This window comes from Paenibacillus sp. MAHUQ-63, from assembly GCF_028765165.1.
GTDB lineage: Bacteria > Bacillota > Bacilli > Paenibacillales > NBRC-103111 > Paenibacillus_E.
On the sequence record NZ_JARADB010000003.1, the window covers coordinates 627310 to 646685 of the forward strand.

The 19376-nt window shown below is 54.3% G+C and carries 12 protein-coding genes; all 12 read right to left on the reverse strand.

Annotation, left to right across the window (positions count from 1 at the left end):
- Positions 1–41: 41 nt before the first annotated feature.
- The 12 genes from PUT07_RS18950 to PUT07_RS19005 all read right to left on the reverse strand — a co-directional run bounded on the left by PUT07_RS18950 (position 42) and on the right by PUT07_RS19005 (position 19354).
- Positions 42–1052, reverse strand: coding sequence for a hypothetical protein (locus PUT07_RS18950; protein ID WP_274469921.1), 1011 nt, complete (start codon positions 1050–1052; stop codon positions 42–44).
- A gap of 72 nt (positions 1053–1124) precedes the next feature.
- Entirely contained in the window at positions 1125–2438 is a 1314-nt protein-coding gene (locus PUT07_RS18955; protein ID WP_274469922.1) for an ABC transporter substrate-binding protein, read from the reverse strand.
- 123 nt (positions 2439–2561) lie between these two features.
- Positions 2562–3248, reverse strand: a complete 687-nt coding sequence (locus PUT07_RS18960; RefSeq protein ID WP_274469923.1) for a hypothetical protein — start codon at positions 3246–3248, stop codon at positions 2562–2564.
- A 29-nt stretch (positions 3249–3277) separates the two neighbouring features.
- Positions 3278–4021 carry a hypothetical protein gene (locus PUT07_RS18965; protein WP_274469924.1) on the reverse strand — a complete coding sequence of 248 codons (744 nt, stop codon included), beginning with the start codon at positions 4019–4021 and terminating at the stop codon, positions 3278–3280.
- 33 nt (positions 4022–4054) lie between these two features.
- Positions 4055–4753 (reverse strand): hypothetical protein, encoded by a 699-nt coding sequence (locus PUT07_RS18970; RefSeq protein ID WP_274469925.1) that lies wholly within the window; start codon positions 4751–4753, stop codon positions 4055–4057.
- Between the two features lie 37 nt (positions 4754–4790).
- Complete coding sequence (locus PUT07_RS18975; RefSeq protein ID WP_274469926.1) at positions 4791–5747, reverse strand: carbohydrate ABC transporter permease; 957 nt, start codon at positions 5745–5747, stop codon at positions 4791–4793.
- Between the two features lie 27 nt (positions 5748–5774).
- The gene (locus PUT07_RS18980; RefSeq protein WP_274469927.1) at positions 5775–6635 is read right to left on the reverse strand and encodes a carbohydrate ABC transporter permease; all 861 of its coding nucleotides are present in this window, start codon (positions 6633–6635) and stop codon (positions 5775–5777) included.
- Positions 6632–8905, reverse strand: coding sequence for a DUF5696 domain-containing protein (locus PUT07_RS18985; protein WP_274469928.1), 2274 nt, complete (start codon positions 8903–8905; stop codon positions 6632–6634). Before PUT07_RS18985 ends, PUT07_RS18980 begins: the two co-directional genes overlap by 4 nt.
- On the reverse strand, positions 8902–11016 hold the full coding sequence (locus PUT07_RS18990; RefSeq protein ID WP_274469929.1) for a YIP1 family protein: 2115 nt from the start codon (positions 11014–11016) through the stop codon (positions 8902–8904). The genes PUT07_RS18985 and PUT07_RS18990 overlap by 4 nt, the downstream gene beginning before the upstream one ends.
- The gene (locus PUT07_RS18995) at positions 11003–14149 is read right to left on the reverse strand and encodes a glycosyl hydrolase (RefSeq protein ID WP_274469930.1); all 3147 of its coding nucleotides are present in this window, start codon (positions 14147–14149) and stop codon (positions 11003–11005) included. Before PUT07_RS18995 ends, PUT07_RS18990 begins: the two co-directional genes overlap by 14 nt.
- A complete protein-coding gene (locus PUT07_RS19000; protein WP_274469931.1) occupies positions 14136–16205 on the reverse strand; it encodes a beta-galactosidase in 2070 nt (689 codons plus the stop codon). Before PUT07_RS19000 ends, PUT07_RS18995 begins: the two co-directional genes overlap by 14 nt.
- Entirely contained in the window at positions 16202–19354 is a 3153-nt protein-coding gene (locus PUT07_RS19005) for a glycoside hydrolase family 2 TIM barrel-domain containing protein (protein WP_274469932.1), read from the reverse strand. The genes PUT07_RS19000 and PUT07_RS19005 overlap by 4 nt, the downstream gene beginning before the upstream one ends.
- Positions 19355–19376 lie beyond the last annotated feature (22 nt).

Genomic DNA, 19376 nt, shown 5'->3' on the forward strand with positions numbered 1-19376 from the left:
CGGTTTTATGCCTCCTTCAATGCCACTACGTTCGAATCATATTACCCGTTTTGCAAGGTCCACAAGACAAGGTTATCCCACAGCTTCCAGCCCGCATCCGTGGAAACGTCCTGCATGCCGTTACTCCAATAGTAGTACGATACGCGCGATTTTACGGCAAATCCGTTATCGGCTTTCGTGCCTTTATCGTAGTAATAAACGGTTGCTTTCGTTTTATCTCCAGGAAGTGTCGCAATGACCTTTGCTTCTTTACCTGGAACACCGTAGCTGACGCCGTAATTATCGCCAACTTCTGTATAGACATCTACAGTGCCGGATAATCCGCCGGCAATCTTCGACTTGCTGTCGACGATTTCGATCGCTTTCGCTTTCTTCACCGTCGTTCCTTCCTCTTGGGAAGACAAGCCGAGATAGAACATGCCATGGCTCTTCACATAAAACGTAGGAACTGTAACTTCTTTCATGACGCCTGTCTTCAGGAACTTGGAATTCGTCGTTTGACTGATATAGATCAAGTCGAAACCTTTCGTCGCTTCAACCGTCAGCTCGCGGTCGGGCAAATGGCTAACGCTGAAGCCCATCCCCTTCAAGCGGGCTGCAATCGCCGTGTCCTCTACAGGAAGAGGATCGGAATCACGGCCGACGATCAGCACCTTCTTCCCTTGCGGCGAAATCTCCGCTGCCGGAGCCGGTTCAGCCGGGCTGGCGGACGGCGCAGGCGCAGCAGCTTGCGTCTGAGCGGGAGCTGCCGTCGGCTTCGCTGTTGCAGCTGGAGCCGAACTTGCCGGTGCCGGGCTGGCGGTTTTCGCAGCTTCCGTCGTTGCCGCCGGCGTAGCTGAAGCCTCAGCCGACGGAGAGGCGGAAGGTGAAGCGCTTGCAGCAGGAGTCTCGGAAGCTTTGACATCCGCCGTAGCGGTTGCTGTCGCAGACGGCGTCACGCTGGGCGCCGGCGTTGCGGAAACAGTCGGATTAGCAGCTTGCTCCGACGATGAACACGCAATCATCGTGATGGTCATGAACACCACCATCAGCATGGTTAGAAAACGTTTCATAATGGATCCCTCCCTTTTCAAAGCGGAATGAAGGGCCCCCCACACTCAGTATGGAGGAGCCATCCGCATGCCTTATTGTGCAGCTTTCTCAGTTTGAATCGCTTTGGTCGAAGATTCTTCAATCATGCGCAGTGCCGTTACGGAATCTTTGGACTCTCCGAAGATCAGAGGCTGGAACACGCCGTGTACCGGTACGTCGATGTAAGTCAAGCCTGCAGCCCGAGCAGCCGGCGGCATTGCGTTCTTGCCGTAGAAGATCGCTTCCGTGTGCTTGCCCTGCATCTGCGGCAGGTTCTTACCGAACGCTTCCTGTACTTTAGGCGTTTGCAGCGGTCCGATAATCCCTTCCTTAGCGAAGTTGATTTGCATTTCTTCCGACAGCAGGTACTGAATGACTTGGAACGCTTGATCTTTCTTCGTCGATTGCTTGGAAATATAAGCGGAGTACAAGTTCGGCTGCGCTTTCACGCCCGGAGCATCCGAGAACGACGGCATCGCTGCGATATCGAAGTTCAAGTTTTTGTTCTGCTCATACCACTGTACGATCTTCTCCGTCACGTGAACGCTCATGGCCATATTCCCTTTCGGGAAATCATCGACCGAAGTGAATTGGTTAGCCGGTATTTCATAGAAACGTCTCAAATTGTCAACTTGCTTTTTCCAAGCCGGCGTATTCAGCTCCGCCTTATCTTCCGTCAAGCTCAAAGGAGAGAGCGAAAGCTGGTTATAAGTCATATATAGGCCCGGATGCTGCTGGTAGCCTTTGTACGTCTTCTCGCCTTCTACGCGAGTGAGCTTTTTGGCCAGTTCATACACTTCATCATAGGTCATTCCATCCTTCGGATAGTCGACGCCGAATTTATCGAAAATATCTTTGTTGTAGAACAAGACGAAATCGCTTAATTGGAAAGGCAAGCCATAAATTTTTCCTTCCGGCGTCACATTTTTCATTTGCTGCATCGCCGCAGGATTCAATGTACTTGTGTCGAAGTTGTATTTCTTGATCAATTCTGTCATGTCGTACTGCAGATCGTTCTTCAAAATGTTACGCTGCAGATTCATCCGCGCGTTGTCGATAATAATGTCCGGAATCGTTCCGGCGGCAATCAGATCTTTATACTGCCGACCCGGGTTATCCCACTGAACGTGCTTGAACGTAAGGTCCGGGAATTTCTTCTTGAGGTATTGTCCGACCTGCTTCTCCCAGATGTCTTCTTTCGCATAGAATGCAGGATATACGGTATAAATGAAAATTTCGTTATCCGGCGCTTTGGCTGAGGCAACGGGCTGCGTATCGGTCGATGCGGTTTCAGGCTCAGACGTACAACCTGTCACGATGGCAAAGGCCGTGGTGATCATTAAAGTGGCTTTTAGGACCTTCTTCATTTCTCTATGAACCTCCCAATCAAAATTTCAATTATTGTATGCTTTTACTTTATTACGAAATGATTACGTTTACATTAGGGGAGATCTCCAACATTATAGGTTGTTTGTTGCATCTTTCCCCCCTCATTTTTGGCCGGATGCCCAGCCAAGGGCTTCATCAAGCAGTTTCCACCCATTGTCGTTGCGGTTAATCTCTTCCCCGCCGGTTAAGTTGAAGAACATCCGTCTGGCCGGCAGAGGCTCCCCTCTCATATCTTTCTCGCCCTTCTCGAAATAGCAGATGACCGCCCGCTTCTCGTTATCAGGCGCTGAAGCGACAATGTGGCCACCTTGCGGCACGACGTAGCTGATCTTGGCTTCTTCCTTGTAAATGTCCACAGTGCCGGACAATCCGGCGGCAAGCTGGTGCTTGCTGTCCTTGATGGCGATGCCCCGAGCGGAATATTCGCCGTAATCCGAATCGTCTTTGCTGGCAAGAGCGACTTGCCCCAATATTTTACCGTTCGCATAAATAACGGTCACAGGCGCGGTCAATAATTTATCAGCCACGCGATGAGAGCCGGCGAATGAGCTGACATAGACGACTCCGTAGTTTTTGGCCATTTCCGGGGTAAGCTCTTTGTCGGCCGTCAATGTCACCTCATAGCCTATTTCCCGCATATGCTTCATCACAATGCGGTCGTTCGCGCTGTCCGTTCCTACATACAGCGCTTTCTTAGCCATGCCGGAAGCTTTCTGCGTTTCCGTTGAACAAGCGGCTGCCGTTAGCATCAATACGACGAGGATCAAGCAGGAAATAAAACGTTTCAACACGTCCGCCTCCTTCTCCAGTTCAGCTATTAGCTCTTTCCTTGCGCCCAGTTAACGGCAGCATCGAACAGCTTCCAGCCGTCTTCGGTTTGATTGATCTCTTCTCCGTTCATCAAATAGAAAAACACCTCGCGCGCAGCGACCGGCTTCCCTTTGAGATTCGTCACGCCTTTCTCATAAGCGACGAAGGTCGCCTTCATCTCATCGTTCGGCACGGTAGCGATCACGATTGCGTCTTTGCCTGGTGTTACCCAGCCCATCTTCCCGTTATCTTTGTAGACGTCCACGTTGTTTTGCAGACCGGCTGCGAGCGCATGCTGGCTGTTGCGGATCTGAATCGTCTTAGCGGCATTGCCGTTCTCGAGCTGGCCGTTCATATCCGGATCGCTCATGCCGATGTCAGCGGATACTTGCGGCTCGTCATAGATGACAGGCACGGGGGTCGCCACGAATTTGTCCTTGATTTTCCCCGAGTTGACCGATTCACTGACATAAATGAGCGAGAAGCCGTTCGCTTTCTCGGTGGTTACTTCCTTGTCGGATACGATGGTTACATTCATCCCGTGCTTTTCTTTCAAACGCTTAATGACAATGCCGTCTCCGCCCCCTTCTTGGCCGATGAAGAGCACGCTCTTCCCGTTGCTTTGCGTTTTGGCTGCATTCGTGGAAGAGGGCTGATTCGATACGTTTGCCGCCTGCTGAGTCGGGACCGAGCTGCATGCGGATAATGCCAATACCATACAAGCCATGACGGCGGCGCTTAATTTTTTCATGAACAAATTCCTCCCAGTCAAGGTTATCCCTGATTATTTTGAACCGTTCTTGGCAGCCCACTCGATGGCTGCATCCAACAACTTGAAGCCGTCATCCGTTTGATTCATTTCTTCCCCAGCGGACAAATAGAAGAATACTTGACGTGCCGGCACCGGCTCGTTGCCCAAGTTTTTCACGCCTTTCTCATAGCCGAACACGACGGCCTTTTTGTCATCCCCTGGCACAGTTGCAATCGTCGTAGCTTCTTTGCCGGGCAGAGCGTAACCGATTTTCCCTTCGTTTTTGTAAACCGCCACCTGATCCTTCAGACCCGCAGCGAGCGGATGCTTGCTGTCTTTAATCTGCACCGTTTTGGCCGCGCTGAGCTCGTTATAATCCAGCAGACCCGTTAGCTGAGAAATGCCGGCTACCTGCGGCTTGGCATAAACGACAGGCACAGCCGATTGCTTCAGTTGGGCATCGATCCGGGAAGAATTGACCGTAGGGCTGACATAGACGACGTTATACCCCTTCACATTCTCCGATTTGAAAACGTTATCCGCCATGTCGATGACGGTATAGCCCTTTTTCTCAAAATGCTTCACGACATAGGGATCGTTCGTTCCTTCCCCCCGCTTGAGATAGAGCATCTTGATCGGGCCGGCCGGCGCGCTTGCCGACTCCGCCTTGGAGCACGCCGCTACGGTGACAACCGTAGCGCCGATTAAGCATAATGCGATAAAACGTTTCATTTTTCTTGTACCTCCGTTCTTATTGGATCGTCATCTGCTACTCAACCAAACCTGTACGTTCTACGCCTTCTACGAACCAACGCTGCGTGAACGTGTACAAGATCAGAGGCGGGATGATCATCAAGAAAGTCGTGGACATCCGGATCGCTTCATCATTGACCGACGGTCCGTAGGCTTCGGCTTGCTGGCGCAGCGCCGATGCGATCTTCTCGATACCGAGCGATAAAGGGGCCGTTTCAATATCGGACAAATACATGCTCGGTAAATAGAAATCGTTCCATGTCCATATGAAGGAGAACAGGAAAACGACAAGGATGGCCGGTTTGGCTAACGGCATCATAACCTTATAGAAAATCTTGAACACGCCCGCTCCGTCGATGCGCGCCGCTTCCTCCAGCTCCTTCGGCTGTGTAGAGAAAAATTGGCGGTAAATGATGACGAACAGCGCGCCTTTCAAACCGAGACCGAAGAAGGCAGGAACGATAATCGGATAGATCGTATTCAGCAGCCCTAACTGCCTCGCATAAATGATGTTAGGCAAGATCGTAACCTGCATCGGCACAATGAACGTCAGCATGAGGAAGAAAAACAGCACCCGCTTGAACGGGATCTTGAGCCTTGCGAACGCATAACCGGTAACAGCGCACGAGAGTGTTTGCAGAATCGCAACCGACAGCGAGAGGCTTAAAGAAATGCCCAGCGCCTTCGGATATTTCATCCACTCCCATGCCTCTTGAAGGTTCCCGAGATAGATCGTTCTCGGGAACCAATTGACGGCCGGATCGAGCAAGTCGTCCGCATTTTTGACCATCGTCGTAATCATGTGCAGAATCGGCTTCAAATAGATGTAGGCCGTATCGATCAGGATCAAGTAAATGAACAGCTTGAACAGCAGACCTTTATCCGCTTCTCTTCCGATAACCGCATACCGGACTTTGCTGAGCAGATCCAGTATGCCGGCCGTCTGCTCTTCTTTCAATTTGATACGAAACATAGCTTCATCCCTCCAATCGTTTGATGGTTATGTGCGATGCGACTTCGTCACTCGGGCGAAAATGATAAACAGGATGACCAGGAAGAAGGCGATGATCGAGAAGTAAATCCAGAACAACGCACTGTACTGGCCGTACTCGCTTTCCCTTACCTTCGATAAGATCGGGTTGGTCGGGAAGGTGAACAAATCGACAACCGTATAGATCAAATTGAGGAAGATGAACGGTGTCATAGCGGGAAGCGTAATTTTCCAGAACGTTTCCCAAGGGCCCGCTCCATCGATGCGCGCCGCCTCATACGCCGAGTTCGAAATCGTCTGTCTTCCGCCCAGGAAGATCATGATTTGAACGCCTGAGTACCATAAGATAAGGACGAATGAATTCAGGATGGAAATGAGCGGGTCGGACCATGTGGCCGATAAGTTGGCCTGAATGAGGCCGGAAATGTTGAATTTGGACATGAAGCCGAGATCGCCCTCGCCTTGCGTCAGAAACTCCTTCACGACTTCCCCGGTCGCCAGAATGACGGGAAGGAAGAAGATGGCCCGGAAGAACGTCCGGCCGGGAAACTTCTGATTCAAGATAATCGCGATGAGCAGGGCGAAAATGACGATGATCGGAATCATAAACAACGCCTGGCGCAGAAACGGCAGCAGTTGGTTGTACAGAATGCTCCCGTTCTCGAACAGGATGTACTTGTAATGGGTCCATCCGATGAAGCGCGTCGTCGTCTTCGTCGCCGTGATCGTGACGTCCTGGAAGCTCATGAACAGCGAGTATCCGATCGGGAACGCCATGAAGAAGATGAAGCCGATGAACCACGGGGCGATAAACAGCGTTCCTTCCAAATATTCAATCAGGGTTGACTTCATTCTCGCTTTGCGGTTCATTGGCCTCCTCCTCCCCGAATGGCAACAAAGTTATGTGCCGGTACGACCAAATCGCCGCTCCGGTACTCCGTCAAGTTATAGTTGACGATAATTTTTTTGCCGTTCGCATATGTCGTTTCTTTGACGCCTTCGGCCAGCTTCCGGTGACCTGTAATGAATTGGTCCTGCACGTCGCCGAGCGCCTCATTGTAAAGCTTATATTGATCTGCGGCAAACTTCTCCCAGTCCGGGAAATACGTGTTGTAATAGCGCAAGCCGTAGGAATTCACATATGTCTTCGTTTCCGCGTGCGTGAAGACGAACGATGGCGCCGCCCCGTATTCGATATCGCGCAGGAAATCGTTCACATCTTCCTGACGGTTGTTCACATACTCGGAAGAGTACGTAACGAGCCCATGCGCAGCAATTTGCGCGAATGGAACGGATTCGTCTGAGAACAAATCGTAGGAATTGTCATAGACCATGCCCCGGATGTAATTGACATGCGGCATGGCGTACACATTCGACTTCTCTCCCGCTACGCCGCCCAGCGTATCTTTGACCTTCTTCATAATGCGCTCCTGAATGGTGCGCGCCTCTTCTCTCGACGATCCGTATTCCGTGTTGTAATCGTTATACAGGCGCTGCCCGAGCAGTCCGACGGCAAGCCCGTCAACACCCATCGCCTTGTAGGTAGGCAAATCGTTATCCACCATCTGCTCGACGAATTTATCGCTGACGACCGGCGTCCGCTCACGGTTGAACAGAGGGCTCTGCATCAGCGTGCGGCCTGCCAAGTTCACCATCGCGTTGAACTTCTCGTCGAAGCCGCCGCTCTTCGTATTGTTAAGCGCGTACTGCGCCTCCAAATAGACCGGATATCCCAATCCATGCGCATGGTCAATGAAGGCCTTCATGCCGGAATCGCCGCCAATGTGGGAATCGACCGGGAACGTTCGGCCGAAGGAGCTGTATCCGCCTTTCTGCCAGCCGGAGAACGTGAGGGACATATTCTTGATCCCTTTCGCGTGCAGGGCATCGACGATTTGCATGCCCTGGCTCGTCGTCGTCAGATTGAGATAACGGTCGCTGACCACCCCTTTTTCCCGGTCCGCCCCGACGATATTCGTAAACATCGGAATATTCGGATCTTTGACCGTGACGGGCTGTGCGCCTTTCTCCTTCATCAGATATTGGCGGTATGCTTCCGCCATGCCGACGTAGTCCGTCTTCTTGTCGTCCAGCATGTAATACCGGACTGTACGGTCGCTGCCAAACCACTGTTCCCGGTTATAATCGACATATCCCCAGGAGTCCGGAACGTCCGTGTTTCGCGTTGTAAACTGCAGGAAGCTCGAACGGTAGTTCATTTGCGCCCCGACCCAGTTGTAGTTGCTCAGGACGCCGGCTGGCGCTGCGACAATGTCGGCATACTCGTCGCCATCGTGCACGACGGCCAGGAAGCCTTTGCTTCCCGATTTCATGCCGAACACAGGCATCATGATTTTGTTGCGGTTGTTGTTGATTCCCGGAAAGGCGATATCTTGTCCGTATACCAACTCGTCATACATTTTGTTGACGTTCAATTCGTTATTTTTGAATCGAACCAGAGCTCCTGCGCCATCGGGAATGAATAAATATCCGTCCTGGCCTTTGGTGTACTCCGCTCCCATGAACGGGAACAGTCTGACCCATACGAGCCCCATCTTCGTTTCTTTTACACCTTCTTGAATAATTTTGGTTTCTACATAATCCTGCTCAACCGTCACCTGAATCGGGATCGTAAACCCGGTTGCCGGCAATTCATAGGTAAGCTTGAAGCCGCCGGGAATCGTTTGGACGTCCATGACCCGTCCGCCTTCTGCCGCCAGGTTCGTCTCTTTGGCCTGCAAAATGTTTTTCGAGAAATCCACATATTGAACCATCAGCGGAGAGGCCAGATGCTTCTTCCACGTTTCGGAAATTTTCTCTTGCGGCCAATCTTTCGGATCCGGGTAGGAGCGGTAGACGTTGCCGTTCCGTTTATCCTCGACGATAAAATGTCCGGTCTTCTCATCCATCTTCAGCTTCAACGTGCCGGAGTCGGCCACTTCTTTGAAATCCGCATCGGCCGGCAGCTTGGCCGGAACGCTCTTCACCTCGCTTGCCGTGTTGGCTTGCGCCGCCTGTGCGACGCGCCCGTCCGGAGCTTTGAACTCAATCTTCACACGGGTCAGGAAAATGCCGATGGCCGCCAAGATCAGGATGGTAACGATGATGGCTGTTTTATTCATTTTGATCATCCGGATCATCTCAAGGTCACCTCCTGATACATCTGATAAAGTAATGATCCAAAGTCGCTGGTGAGGCCAATAATAATGAAAATCAACACGCCGATGACAAGCATCGTACAGATCGTGAGGAAAATATTCATGATCGTCTCGCCGAACGTGTAATTATGGACATTCTGGATTTTCCAGAAGATGAGCAGTCCGATCCATACCGTCATGGCGTTCCCCATGAATTGGTAGATCGACGACTCCGACATCGTCATCACATTGGACACGATGGCCAGCGGGATGCCGATGGCGATGTATGGCAGGAGAGCGTAAGCACTGCCGATAAAAATATGCTTGAACCGCCCTTCTCCCCGATAAATCGAGCTGACGAGATAGTTAGCTATAATCCAAGCGAACCAGACGATGAAGAATTGGGTGAACGTGGAGTAAATGTCCACGAACGTTTTCGGATTGAACGAGAAACTTGTCACAAATTGGCTGATAATCAGGGATGCATAGACGCAAAGCAGAATGACGCTTGCGCTCAGATAACTCCCCTTGTTCTCATAATGGATCGCGGAGAATCCGTCTATCGGGTGTTTCAAAATATGCAGCACAAGCCTTGTGTTCGCGATGAAGCGGTTCTGGCTCTTCGGCCGGTTGCGCCATCTCGTCCGGAACTCGCGATTCGCCGTCATTTTGTCCGCCGCGATGTAGAGGATGATGCCGAGCACCAGCACGCTGGCAATCCAGGAGAAATTTTGCTGCAGCCACAGCATCCTGATCTGCCAGAACGAATCGGAATACCCCTGCTGGTCTCCCGCTTCCTTGAACAAATCTTTCGCCACTTCATACTGCTCTTTCTTGAAAGCCGACTTGGCGAGCCCCAGATAAGCCGGTGCGAACTGTCCATTGAGACGGAGCACCTCTTTCCACGGCTGCTCGCTATCCTCGTAACGGCCGGCCAATGTAAGCTGGTTCGCTTGGTCGACCTTTTGCCCGAATTCCGACAAGCGGAATACTTGCACGATATTCTCCTGATCGTCCAGCACGAACAGTTCGTTCCTGCTGTTCACATCGAGCGCGACCGGGCTTTTGAGCAGCCCGACCTGGGAGGAACCGATCGCAGAGGCGCCGCCCCAGAAGTAGAGCAAATTGCCTGAGGCGTCATAATGGCTGATATATTTATTTTGCTGATCGACTACGATCATGTTACCGCTCTGATCTACGGCAACGTCGCTCAATTGAGGTCCTGTGACGACCCCTTCCGCCGGAACGTCCCATGGGGCGGTTTCCCCGAACGGTTTGGAGGAGCCGCGAAGCAAGTTGTCGCCTTTGACGTTCAGCTTCTTCAATTGATTCGTTGTCGCGGTTCCGCCGGTGACGGTGAAGATGTACCCGTTCTTATCCGTAGCTACGCTGTTGATCGGTTCCGGCCGCTTGGCGACCTCGTTGGCGTACATTGTCTTCGTGTACAGCATTCGCTTCAAGGCATCCAAAGGCGAAAGCGCCGTGTTGTTAGCGCCGAAGAAGCCCTGGAATTTGCCTTTCGGGTCAATCATCACAAGCCCTTCATAACTGCCGTGTACGGCGACATACATGAATTCACGCTCGTCGACCATGACCTTGGCCGGATCGAATACGAACGTTTCGGGGATATAGCGGGATTCCGGACGTTTGTACTCCTGCACCAGCTTGCCGCTGGCGTCCAGCTTGAGCACCCGCTTATTCCCCGTATCGGCGACATAGATGCTGCCGTCACCGGTAACGAATACGCCTTCCGGTTTATTGAAAGGATTGTCGGGCAGTGTAATGTACCTTAGGAGCTTCCCGGTTTCCGTCATATGCACGAGCCGGTTATTGCCCGTATCGGCGATATAAACTTCCCCCTTCGCATCGATGAAAATATCTTTCGGATTCTTCATCGGCGAGCTGATCAGCGCCTTGCTGGCGGGATCCGTCGCGGTCAAATTTTGCCCGATGACACCCAGTGGAAAATATGACGGCTGAAGCCAGATCAGATTGCCCCGGCTATCCTTCGTATAGGTGGAGTACTTCACCGAGGCATATGCTGATGCTGGCCATAGTGCAGCGCATAAGAGGATGCAGGTTATTACGAACAGCCCCCACTTATGGATTTTCATGCTCAACCCTCCGTTTCCATCTCTCTGTGTATAAATTAATTTGCCCAAATAAGCCATAAGGGCGCAGCCGATAGTCCGGGGTGAAATGCTGCCCTTCTTGGCGGAAGGACGCCCAGCTCGTTGTCGCACTCTCGCCGGCCGCCTGATGGAACGGCCCCAGCATATTGCGCGGGCTGCCCATCACTTCGATCTCAATCCTGTTCGGACCCTTGTGAAGCCGTTCCGTGAGATCAAGGCGGTTCGCAGCCCGCCATGGTATATGCCCGGCGTGCTCGCCGTTCACCCGCACCTCGGCGGTCACTGCCGCATAATCGCCAAGCGCAAGCACCTTCCGGCTGTCCGTCAGGTCGTCCGCTTGAACGTCGAAATGATAAATCATGCTGCCGCTGTAGTGCGGATAACCTTGTTCGCACCAGTCTCCGAACGACAATTCTTCCGGTTCGTCCGTTATGCGCCTTGCCTTATCTACGCCGAACGAGCCGATCACATAAATATCCTCCACTTCCATCCGGTTCAGATAGCCGCACGATAAGATCAACTCGTTCTCCCCAGCCTTTAAGCCGGGTAACGGGATCTTGTCGAACGTCCTATCGAGGAACCATCCCTCCGGCCGGTTCGCCACAGGCTCCCCATTAAGCTGGATCTCGTAATATTCCGCCGATTCTACAACGGCATATACGGGCTCTTGCGGTACGGCTGCAGCCTGGAACGTGAATTTGAATTCGACCTTCTGCCCGTCTTGGGGATGAGGCTCGTGAATCCATTTATACCTCTGCTCGATGCCGTTGCCATACACCTGCCTCATGCCCAAAGCTTCCCGAACGGCCCGCTGGGCTTGCCAAACTTCCATCCCGCTCGACCACTCGCCTCCCGCCATGCGGTAGGAACAAATGTCCAGCGTCAATACGTTTGGCTCTGTCCGGGTGAACTTGCACACGGGCCCCAGCTCCTGTGCGACCGCTGCGGGTTGTACAGGCCGTTCCTCTTTCACAGCTGACTGCCGGCTTGACTTATGCCAGACGTACAGCTTGGAATCCGCGGGACCGAACTCCTCCTGGAAGATGGCGCAGCCGTCTTCGAAGCTCGTGGCTACCGCCTTGACCTCGCCGGTCAAAGCACACCATTCCTCCATATGACCGGTTTCGTTCTCCATCGCAACGGAGATGGTTACGCGGCGGCTGCGCTCGCGGTTGTTGTTGACGGCGAAGAGCGCCAGGCTGTCTCCCAAATCCCTTAACATATACAGGAAATCGGAGCATTCTCGGTCATCCGCTTCCCGGATGCTGACCTTCCTTGGCAGCCGCTGCTCCAACGCCGCAATGGCTTGCTCCGCATCCGGAACAAGAGTCATCTGCGGATGTTCGTAGAGGCCGGACAGAAGGCTCGTTTCCCTGCCCTCCAGCATGGCGGGGCGGGGGCCGACCGCGATCGCCCGGCCTCCTCCGTCCAAGAACTGCATCAGCAAGCGAAACGTACTGCCGAGCATCGTCCGAATTTCCGGGATGACGACAACCCGGTATTCCGCTGCACCGACGGTCAGCTGATCTCCGCGGACGGCGCCGGTCTCGGCCATGATCGTCTCATCGCCGAGATCGACATCGTAGTGCGCCCTGAGCAGCTTGCCGAGAAATTCGTTGTACGCATGGCCGTACTTGTTCGCCGCAGAAACGTCGGGGTCTTTGCCACGGGCCGGAAACCCGTAAGGCGCCGTGCCGATCATGCTCCATGCCGTCGAAGCCGGATGCAGCACGAGAACGTCGCGAACCGGACGCCCTTCGCTCAGAACGGCAGACAGTCTGGCGAAATAATGTTCGATGACGGCATTGTATTTCCACCAGCTCGTGTTGTAATTGAAGACCGGCGGATAATCCCGCTTCCGGCATCCCTTGATGGAATAAAGCGCCAAATGCTGGGATCGCAGATTCACGCCGAGCACGAACTGAAAGTCCCCGATCCATCTCTGCCCTTCGAACGTGAAGCCCCAGCCCGTGCAGCCGTAAGTTTCGGTAAGGACGAATCTTCGATCGTATTGATGGGCAACGCTGGTGCATTGCTTGACAGTTATGTATTCGTTCGTCTGTTCGTTCAACATGTCGATGCCCGGAACGTGCTGATAGCGGTAATTGGGCATCACCGCCCCGCAAACCCGGGTGGCTGTGCCCAAATTGTTCTCCCAGAGATAATGGCCGGTGAAGGACAGGTTATGGTTCCCGCACCATTCGCCGATTTGTTTGGAGTAGGATTCGCTGAACCGTTCGGTGATCGTCCGCCAATAATCGTGACGTACCTCTGCGGATCGCTCCCCGTTGAAATACAAGTATGGGACAAGATCCAGCAAATCGTATCCGCGTTTCTCCTGAAAATAATCAGGCAGGGACCAGCTCCACGGCATCCAGCCGCGCCCTTCCGTGAACTTGCAGTGGCGGTCGTGGATGCTCGGTTCGTCGGTGAAAACGCCGCGGACCGTTTTGCCGAAATGCCCGCCCACTTCCCGCTTGTAAGCTTCATACGTAATGTCGATGAACGCCTGCACGGAGTCGGGATTCAACTGATCCGGCGGCGCCTCATCGTTGAACCAGGCGCTCCGCTCCGACACCTCGACACGAAAGACGAGCAGCGCGGCATCCGCATCTCCGTCCGCAGCGGCGGCACCCGGTTGAAGCCGCTCGCAGTGAAGCAATTCCCTGTCGCGGATGACGGCTCTGAACAATGCCACGGCATCATTCAAGGAAGCGGCCCCATCGGCTGCCACTTCAGACGCCGCAGTGCCGCGGAGCACCTCCATTGTCAGGCCCTTGGCACGGAAAGCATCACCGCCGCGCGCCTGCACGAGGCCGCCGGCAAAGCCCGACGGCCAGCGGTCCTCGTCATACAGCCACGCCTGCATCCCGAGCGCCTCCGCGGTCTCCACCGTCTCGCGAACGAGCTCCATCCATTGTTCGCTCATATAGACGGTTTCCAGCCCATCGCGCGAATGAATGAAGAATCCGCCCATGCCTTGGTCCTTCATTTGCCTCACTTGCCGCTTCAGCTCTTCCTCCTCCAAGTCGTCGTTCCATGCCCAGAACGGCAGCGACCTGTATTCGGCGGACGGATTTGCAAATTGGCGGCGCAGTCGCTCAGTCGCTTCCACTCGCAACAGCCTCCTTAGGGGTCTCGAGAATCATGACGCTCTTGGGCGGAAGCGAGAGATCCCCGCTCACGCGCATGCCGCTAAGGAGCTCCTGCTGCTCGTGCTTCCCAGCCGGTATGTTATGCGTTTCGTCGCTATGGTTCAGTACAAAAGTAAACTGCCTGTCTGCGTGCTCGCGGCGAACGATTTCGACGTCGTCCGGTGCTTCCAGTATCGGGGTAATTCCCTTGTTGTCGCAGAGCCATTTCATCCACTGCCGCAGGAAGATCCGGCTTGGATTCGTCGCTGCATACCAAGCGTCTCCGCTGCCGAAGCGGTTCCGGGTTAAAGCCGGAGAGCCTGCATAATAATCACTGCCGAAGGTGGCGATTGTGTCTGCACCCTCCCCGTGGACCACCTCGCAGAGCAGCCCGCAATCGTAAGAGCCACTCAGCTCGCCCAGCTCCTGCTGCATAGCCAGCGAGTTTCGCTTGTCGGGATGCAGCGCATCGATTTCCTCCACCCAGATGCCGAGCAGGCTGCGCAGCTGTCCAGGATACCCGCCTGCCGTCACCAAGTCGTTCTCGTTCGCAATGCCGCTGTAACATGTCGTTACGAAGCTGCCCCCTTGCCGGACATACGCTTCCAGCTTCTCCGCATAGCCAGGCTTCACCATATATAACAGCGGGGCTACGACCAGATCGTAGGGTTGCAAATCGGACCCCGTCTGGACGAAATCAACTTGAATATGATTCTCATAAAAAGCGTCGTAATAATGCTGAATTTGATCGAGATATTTCAGATGTGCGGAAGGACCGCCTCCCAGCTCAACCGCCCACCAGTTTTCCCAATCGAACACAATGGCGACCCGGCTCTTCACACGCGCATCCAGCAAGCGATCGCCGAGGAGCTGCAGCTCCGAGCCCAGCTCCGCGCATTCGCGGAACACGCGCGTGTGCTCATGGCCGGCATGATCGATGACCGCGCCATGAAATTTCTCGTAAGCGCCGAGCGAACGGCGCAGCTGGAAAAACATGACCGACTCCGCGCCCCGGGCGATCGCCTGATAGCTGCGAAGCCGCATGACGCCGGGCCGCTTGGTCGGGTTCACCGTCTTCCAGTTGAGCACGCTCGGCGTCGACTCCATCAGCATGAAGGGGGCGCCGTCTTTCAGTCCGCGCATGAGATCGTAACGGAGCGCCATATAGCTTTCCGGCGTCTGGTTTTCGGGATATATATCGAGAGCGACGATGTCCAGATAAGGCGCCCATTTGAAATAATCAAGCGGCTTATACGTACCGTTCCCCTGGAAATTGGTCGTGACGACCGCATCCGGGATGACCGATTTGATCGCGTTATATTCAATGAGATAACAAGCCAGCCAACTGTCGCAATTAAAACGGTAGAAATCCAATGTCATGCCTTGAAAAGCCGTTTGGTCGGAGTTCCCTCCTGAGAGCCCCTCGCTTAATGCGCTCGGAAGGACGATATCCTCCCAGTCATAGTAGGTATGTCCCCAGAATCGCGTATACCAAGCCTCGTTGAGCTTATCCAGCGTACCGTAGCGGTTCTTCAGCCACTCCCGGAACGCGTTCTCACAATTATCGCAATAGCAGCGAATGCCGATTTCATTGTTCACATGCCACAGCAGCAACGCCGGATGTCCTTTATACCGTTCCGCCAGCCTCCTTGCCAACTCGGCGGCATAATGGCGGAACGTCGGACTGTTCGGACAGGAGTTGTGCCTTCTTCCGAACTTTCTTTTCTTGCCGTCGGAGGTAACGGTCAGAATGTCGGGGTACTTCCTTGCCATCCAAGCCGGATGCGCCGCCGTTCCCGTCCCCAAGCATGCATGCATGCCGTTCGCCTGCAGCTTGTTCATCACCTCGTCCAGCCATTCGAAGCGGTACGTCTCCTCATCAGGCTGGTTGAGCGCCCAAGAGAATACGTTCACCGTTGCGATATCGATGCCGGCAAGCTGAAACAACCGCATATCCTCATCCCAGATTTCTTTGGGAAATTGCTCCGGGTTGTAGTCGCCGCCGTACATCATTTTGGGAAACTTCCTGCTGATCATTGTCCCGCCCCCTGCATGATTAATCGGCCGTCCTTCATGCTGCTGACCGCATCCTGCTCCGGCCACCGCTTGCTCAGCTGCATCGGCGACGTATCGCGGGCGGAGAACGGCTTCAGCCGCAGCCGGAATGTCGCATCCTCGGGTTGGAGCAAATACCGCTCCAGCGGAGGCGCTTCCCCGCAGCTGTGATTGCCGATAGGCGCTTGCCTGTAATCCATGTTCACAATCGTCTCCTGCAGCCGGACTAAGTCTGTCGTATGCTTCGCAGCTGCAACATTCGCCGTGGCATAGTGGCTCACGCTTACATCGAACATCGGCATGCCGCCGATGAACAACCCTGTGCCAAGCGCATTCGTGACCGCCGCCCACCGGGCATCGGCTTTATTCCCGTGCTCCTGCGGCTTAATGTACGGCACATACTGATCTTGAACCGATCCGTGATACACACCGAGCCTGCCGCTCGTCTTCCGATCGATATAACATTCGTGCGGGCCCAGCCCGAACCACGAGAATCGATCGAAGCCGCCGGGCATGACCATTTGCAGGCCCAGGCGCGGCAGAGGCGGCAGAAGCGGCAGCCCGGAACGCGGCTTCACATGTACGGTCATGACGACATCTCCCGATCCGTATACCGTGTAAGCCACGCAGGTTTCGAAGCATGCGCCTAATCCGGCTGCGCCCAACGTCGCTTTCACCTTCATCTGCACGGACTGATTCCCGTGGGGAAGGATCGTGAACGACTTCACCCGCTGCTGCAAGGCATCATACCCGGCCTTCTTCCACTCCTTCGACTGGCGGGAGTCGTTATCGATCGTGGCGCGCCACATATTAACGACGGGACCCGCTTCAATCAGCGGCAGTCCGTTATATGAGAAGTCGGTCAGATGGCCGCTGTTTTTGTCCCAAACGATGTGGAAGTCGTTCCCGTGGACGTGCACCTCATGCTGATGATCCGCAACCCGCAAGCCGGGCATCGACTTCATGCTGACGTGCGGAGCGGCTAACTGCTTAGCGGCCAGCGGCAGCTCTGCCCAGGCCACCTCATGCCCCCGCTGCGCCCAGCGTGTCTCACGCCGCAGCGTGACCCGCAGGCGAAGCCAGCGCTCGCCTTCCAACCGTTCGTACGCCTTGCTGATGGGGACGACGATCAAGCCCTTGCCGCCGGCCGGTACATCCGGCTGCGGCAGCTCGCCTTGCTCCACGACTTCGCCGTCATGCAGCAGCTGCCAGAAGAAGTCGAGGTGGTCCAAGGACAAGAAATCGTAGCGATTCTCGATGAGAACCGTGCCCGCGTGCAGATCAACCGCTTTGATTCTGACGGGCTCAATCACTTTTTTGAACTCAATGAGCGAAGACTTGACCGTACGGTCCGGGAAGACGAGACCGTCGATACAGAAGTTTCCGCTGTGCGGATGATCTCCGAAATCGCCGCCGTACGCGTACCATTCTTGCCCGTCTTCCGTTTGCCTGCGCACCGCCAGATCCGCCCATTCCCAGATCAAGCCGCCGAGCAGCCGCGGATACTCGTCGATCGCATCCCAATATTCTTGCAAATTGCCTGACGCATTCCCCATCGCATGCGCGAATTCGCACATCAGGAAAGGCCGCGGATCGTCCGTTTTCTTCCCTTCTTCAATCAGCGCATCCAAGGAAGGATACATGCAGCTCACAATGTCTACGATTGCGGCATCCCTGGCCCGTTCGTAATGAATCGGACGTGTCGGATCGGCCTGCCGCACCCACGACGCCATGGCGTCATGATTGATGCCGTACCCCGATTCGTTACCAAGGGACCAGATGATGACCGACGGGTGATTTTTATCCCGTTCCACCATATGGCGCGCGCGGTCGACAAACGCTTCCTGCCAGCTCGCGTCCTCAGCCAGATGGCTTTCATTGCCGATAAAATGCATGCCATGGGTTTCCAGATCGGCCTCATCGATAACATACAATCCGTAACGGTCGCATAAATCAAGCCAGCGCGTATCATTCGGATAATGGGATGTGCGCACGGCATTCATGTTGTGCTGCTTCATCAGGCGGATGTCCTCCACCATCGATTCAAGCGGAATGGCGAAACCTAGCGTGGAATGGAACTCGTTCCGGTTCACGCCTTTGAGCGTAACCGGCGTACCGTTGACCAGCAGCCGCCCGGCTTCGATGGCAACTGACCGAAACCCGACGGAAACGCTTACAGATTCCAGTGAAACCCCCGTTTCATCCAACAGCTCCAACACTAAGCCGTACAAATACGGATCCTCTGCCGACCACTTGCGCGGTGCCGTTACCGGGATGCGCAGCGCCAGCGTCTCGTCGCCGGTGATCTGAAGCGGATCGGCCGCTTCACGGTGAATGATCTGGCGCGTCTCATCCCATAGGGTAAGACTTACACTACAGCTGCCCGTTGCCCCGGCATAACGTTTCAAAGCGATCCGCACGTCAAGCTCGGCATCTGGGGAATGTTGAAGGAAATGCGTTTGCACGGCAACGTCCCGGATATGCACATCAGGAGTCGCTTTCACATACACATCGCGGAAGATGCCGCTGAGCCGCCATTTATCCTGATCTTCCAGATAACTGCCATCGCACCATTGGTACACCTGGACGGCCACGATATTTTCTCCCGCATGCAGCAGGGAAGTAATCTGAAATTCATGGTGCAAATGGCTGCCCTGCCCATAGCCTGCCAATTCTCCGTTCACCCATACGTGGAAAGCGGAATCAACGCCTTCGAAAACGAGGAATACTTGCCGGTCCTGCCAAGCGTCCGGAATATGAAAGCTTCTGCGGTAGCAGCCATGCGCATTATCGCCGGGTATATGCGGCGGGTCGATCGGGAACGGATAGTAGCTGCTGGAATAATGCCGGCGTCCGTATCCCTGCATTTGCCAGTTGCCCGGTACCGGAATCGTAGACCAATGATCGGATTCGTATGCCGGATCGTAGAACGACTGGGGTGCTTCCGCAGAGCTGGAGGCATATAGAAATCTCCAGCTTCCGTTCAGCGACTGATAGTATGGCGAAAGCGCCCGCTCGTTCGTAAGCGCCGTCGCAGCGTCTGCGTATGGAATGTAGCCGGTACTCGGAGGCTCCGCATAGCGCTCAAGCACGTTAAGATTCTCCCAATCCGGCATTTCTTTATCTATCATGTGATCTCCCTCCGATTTATCT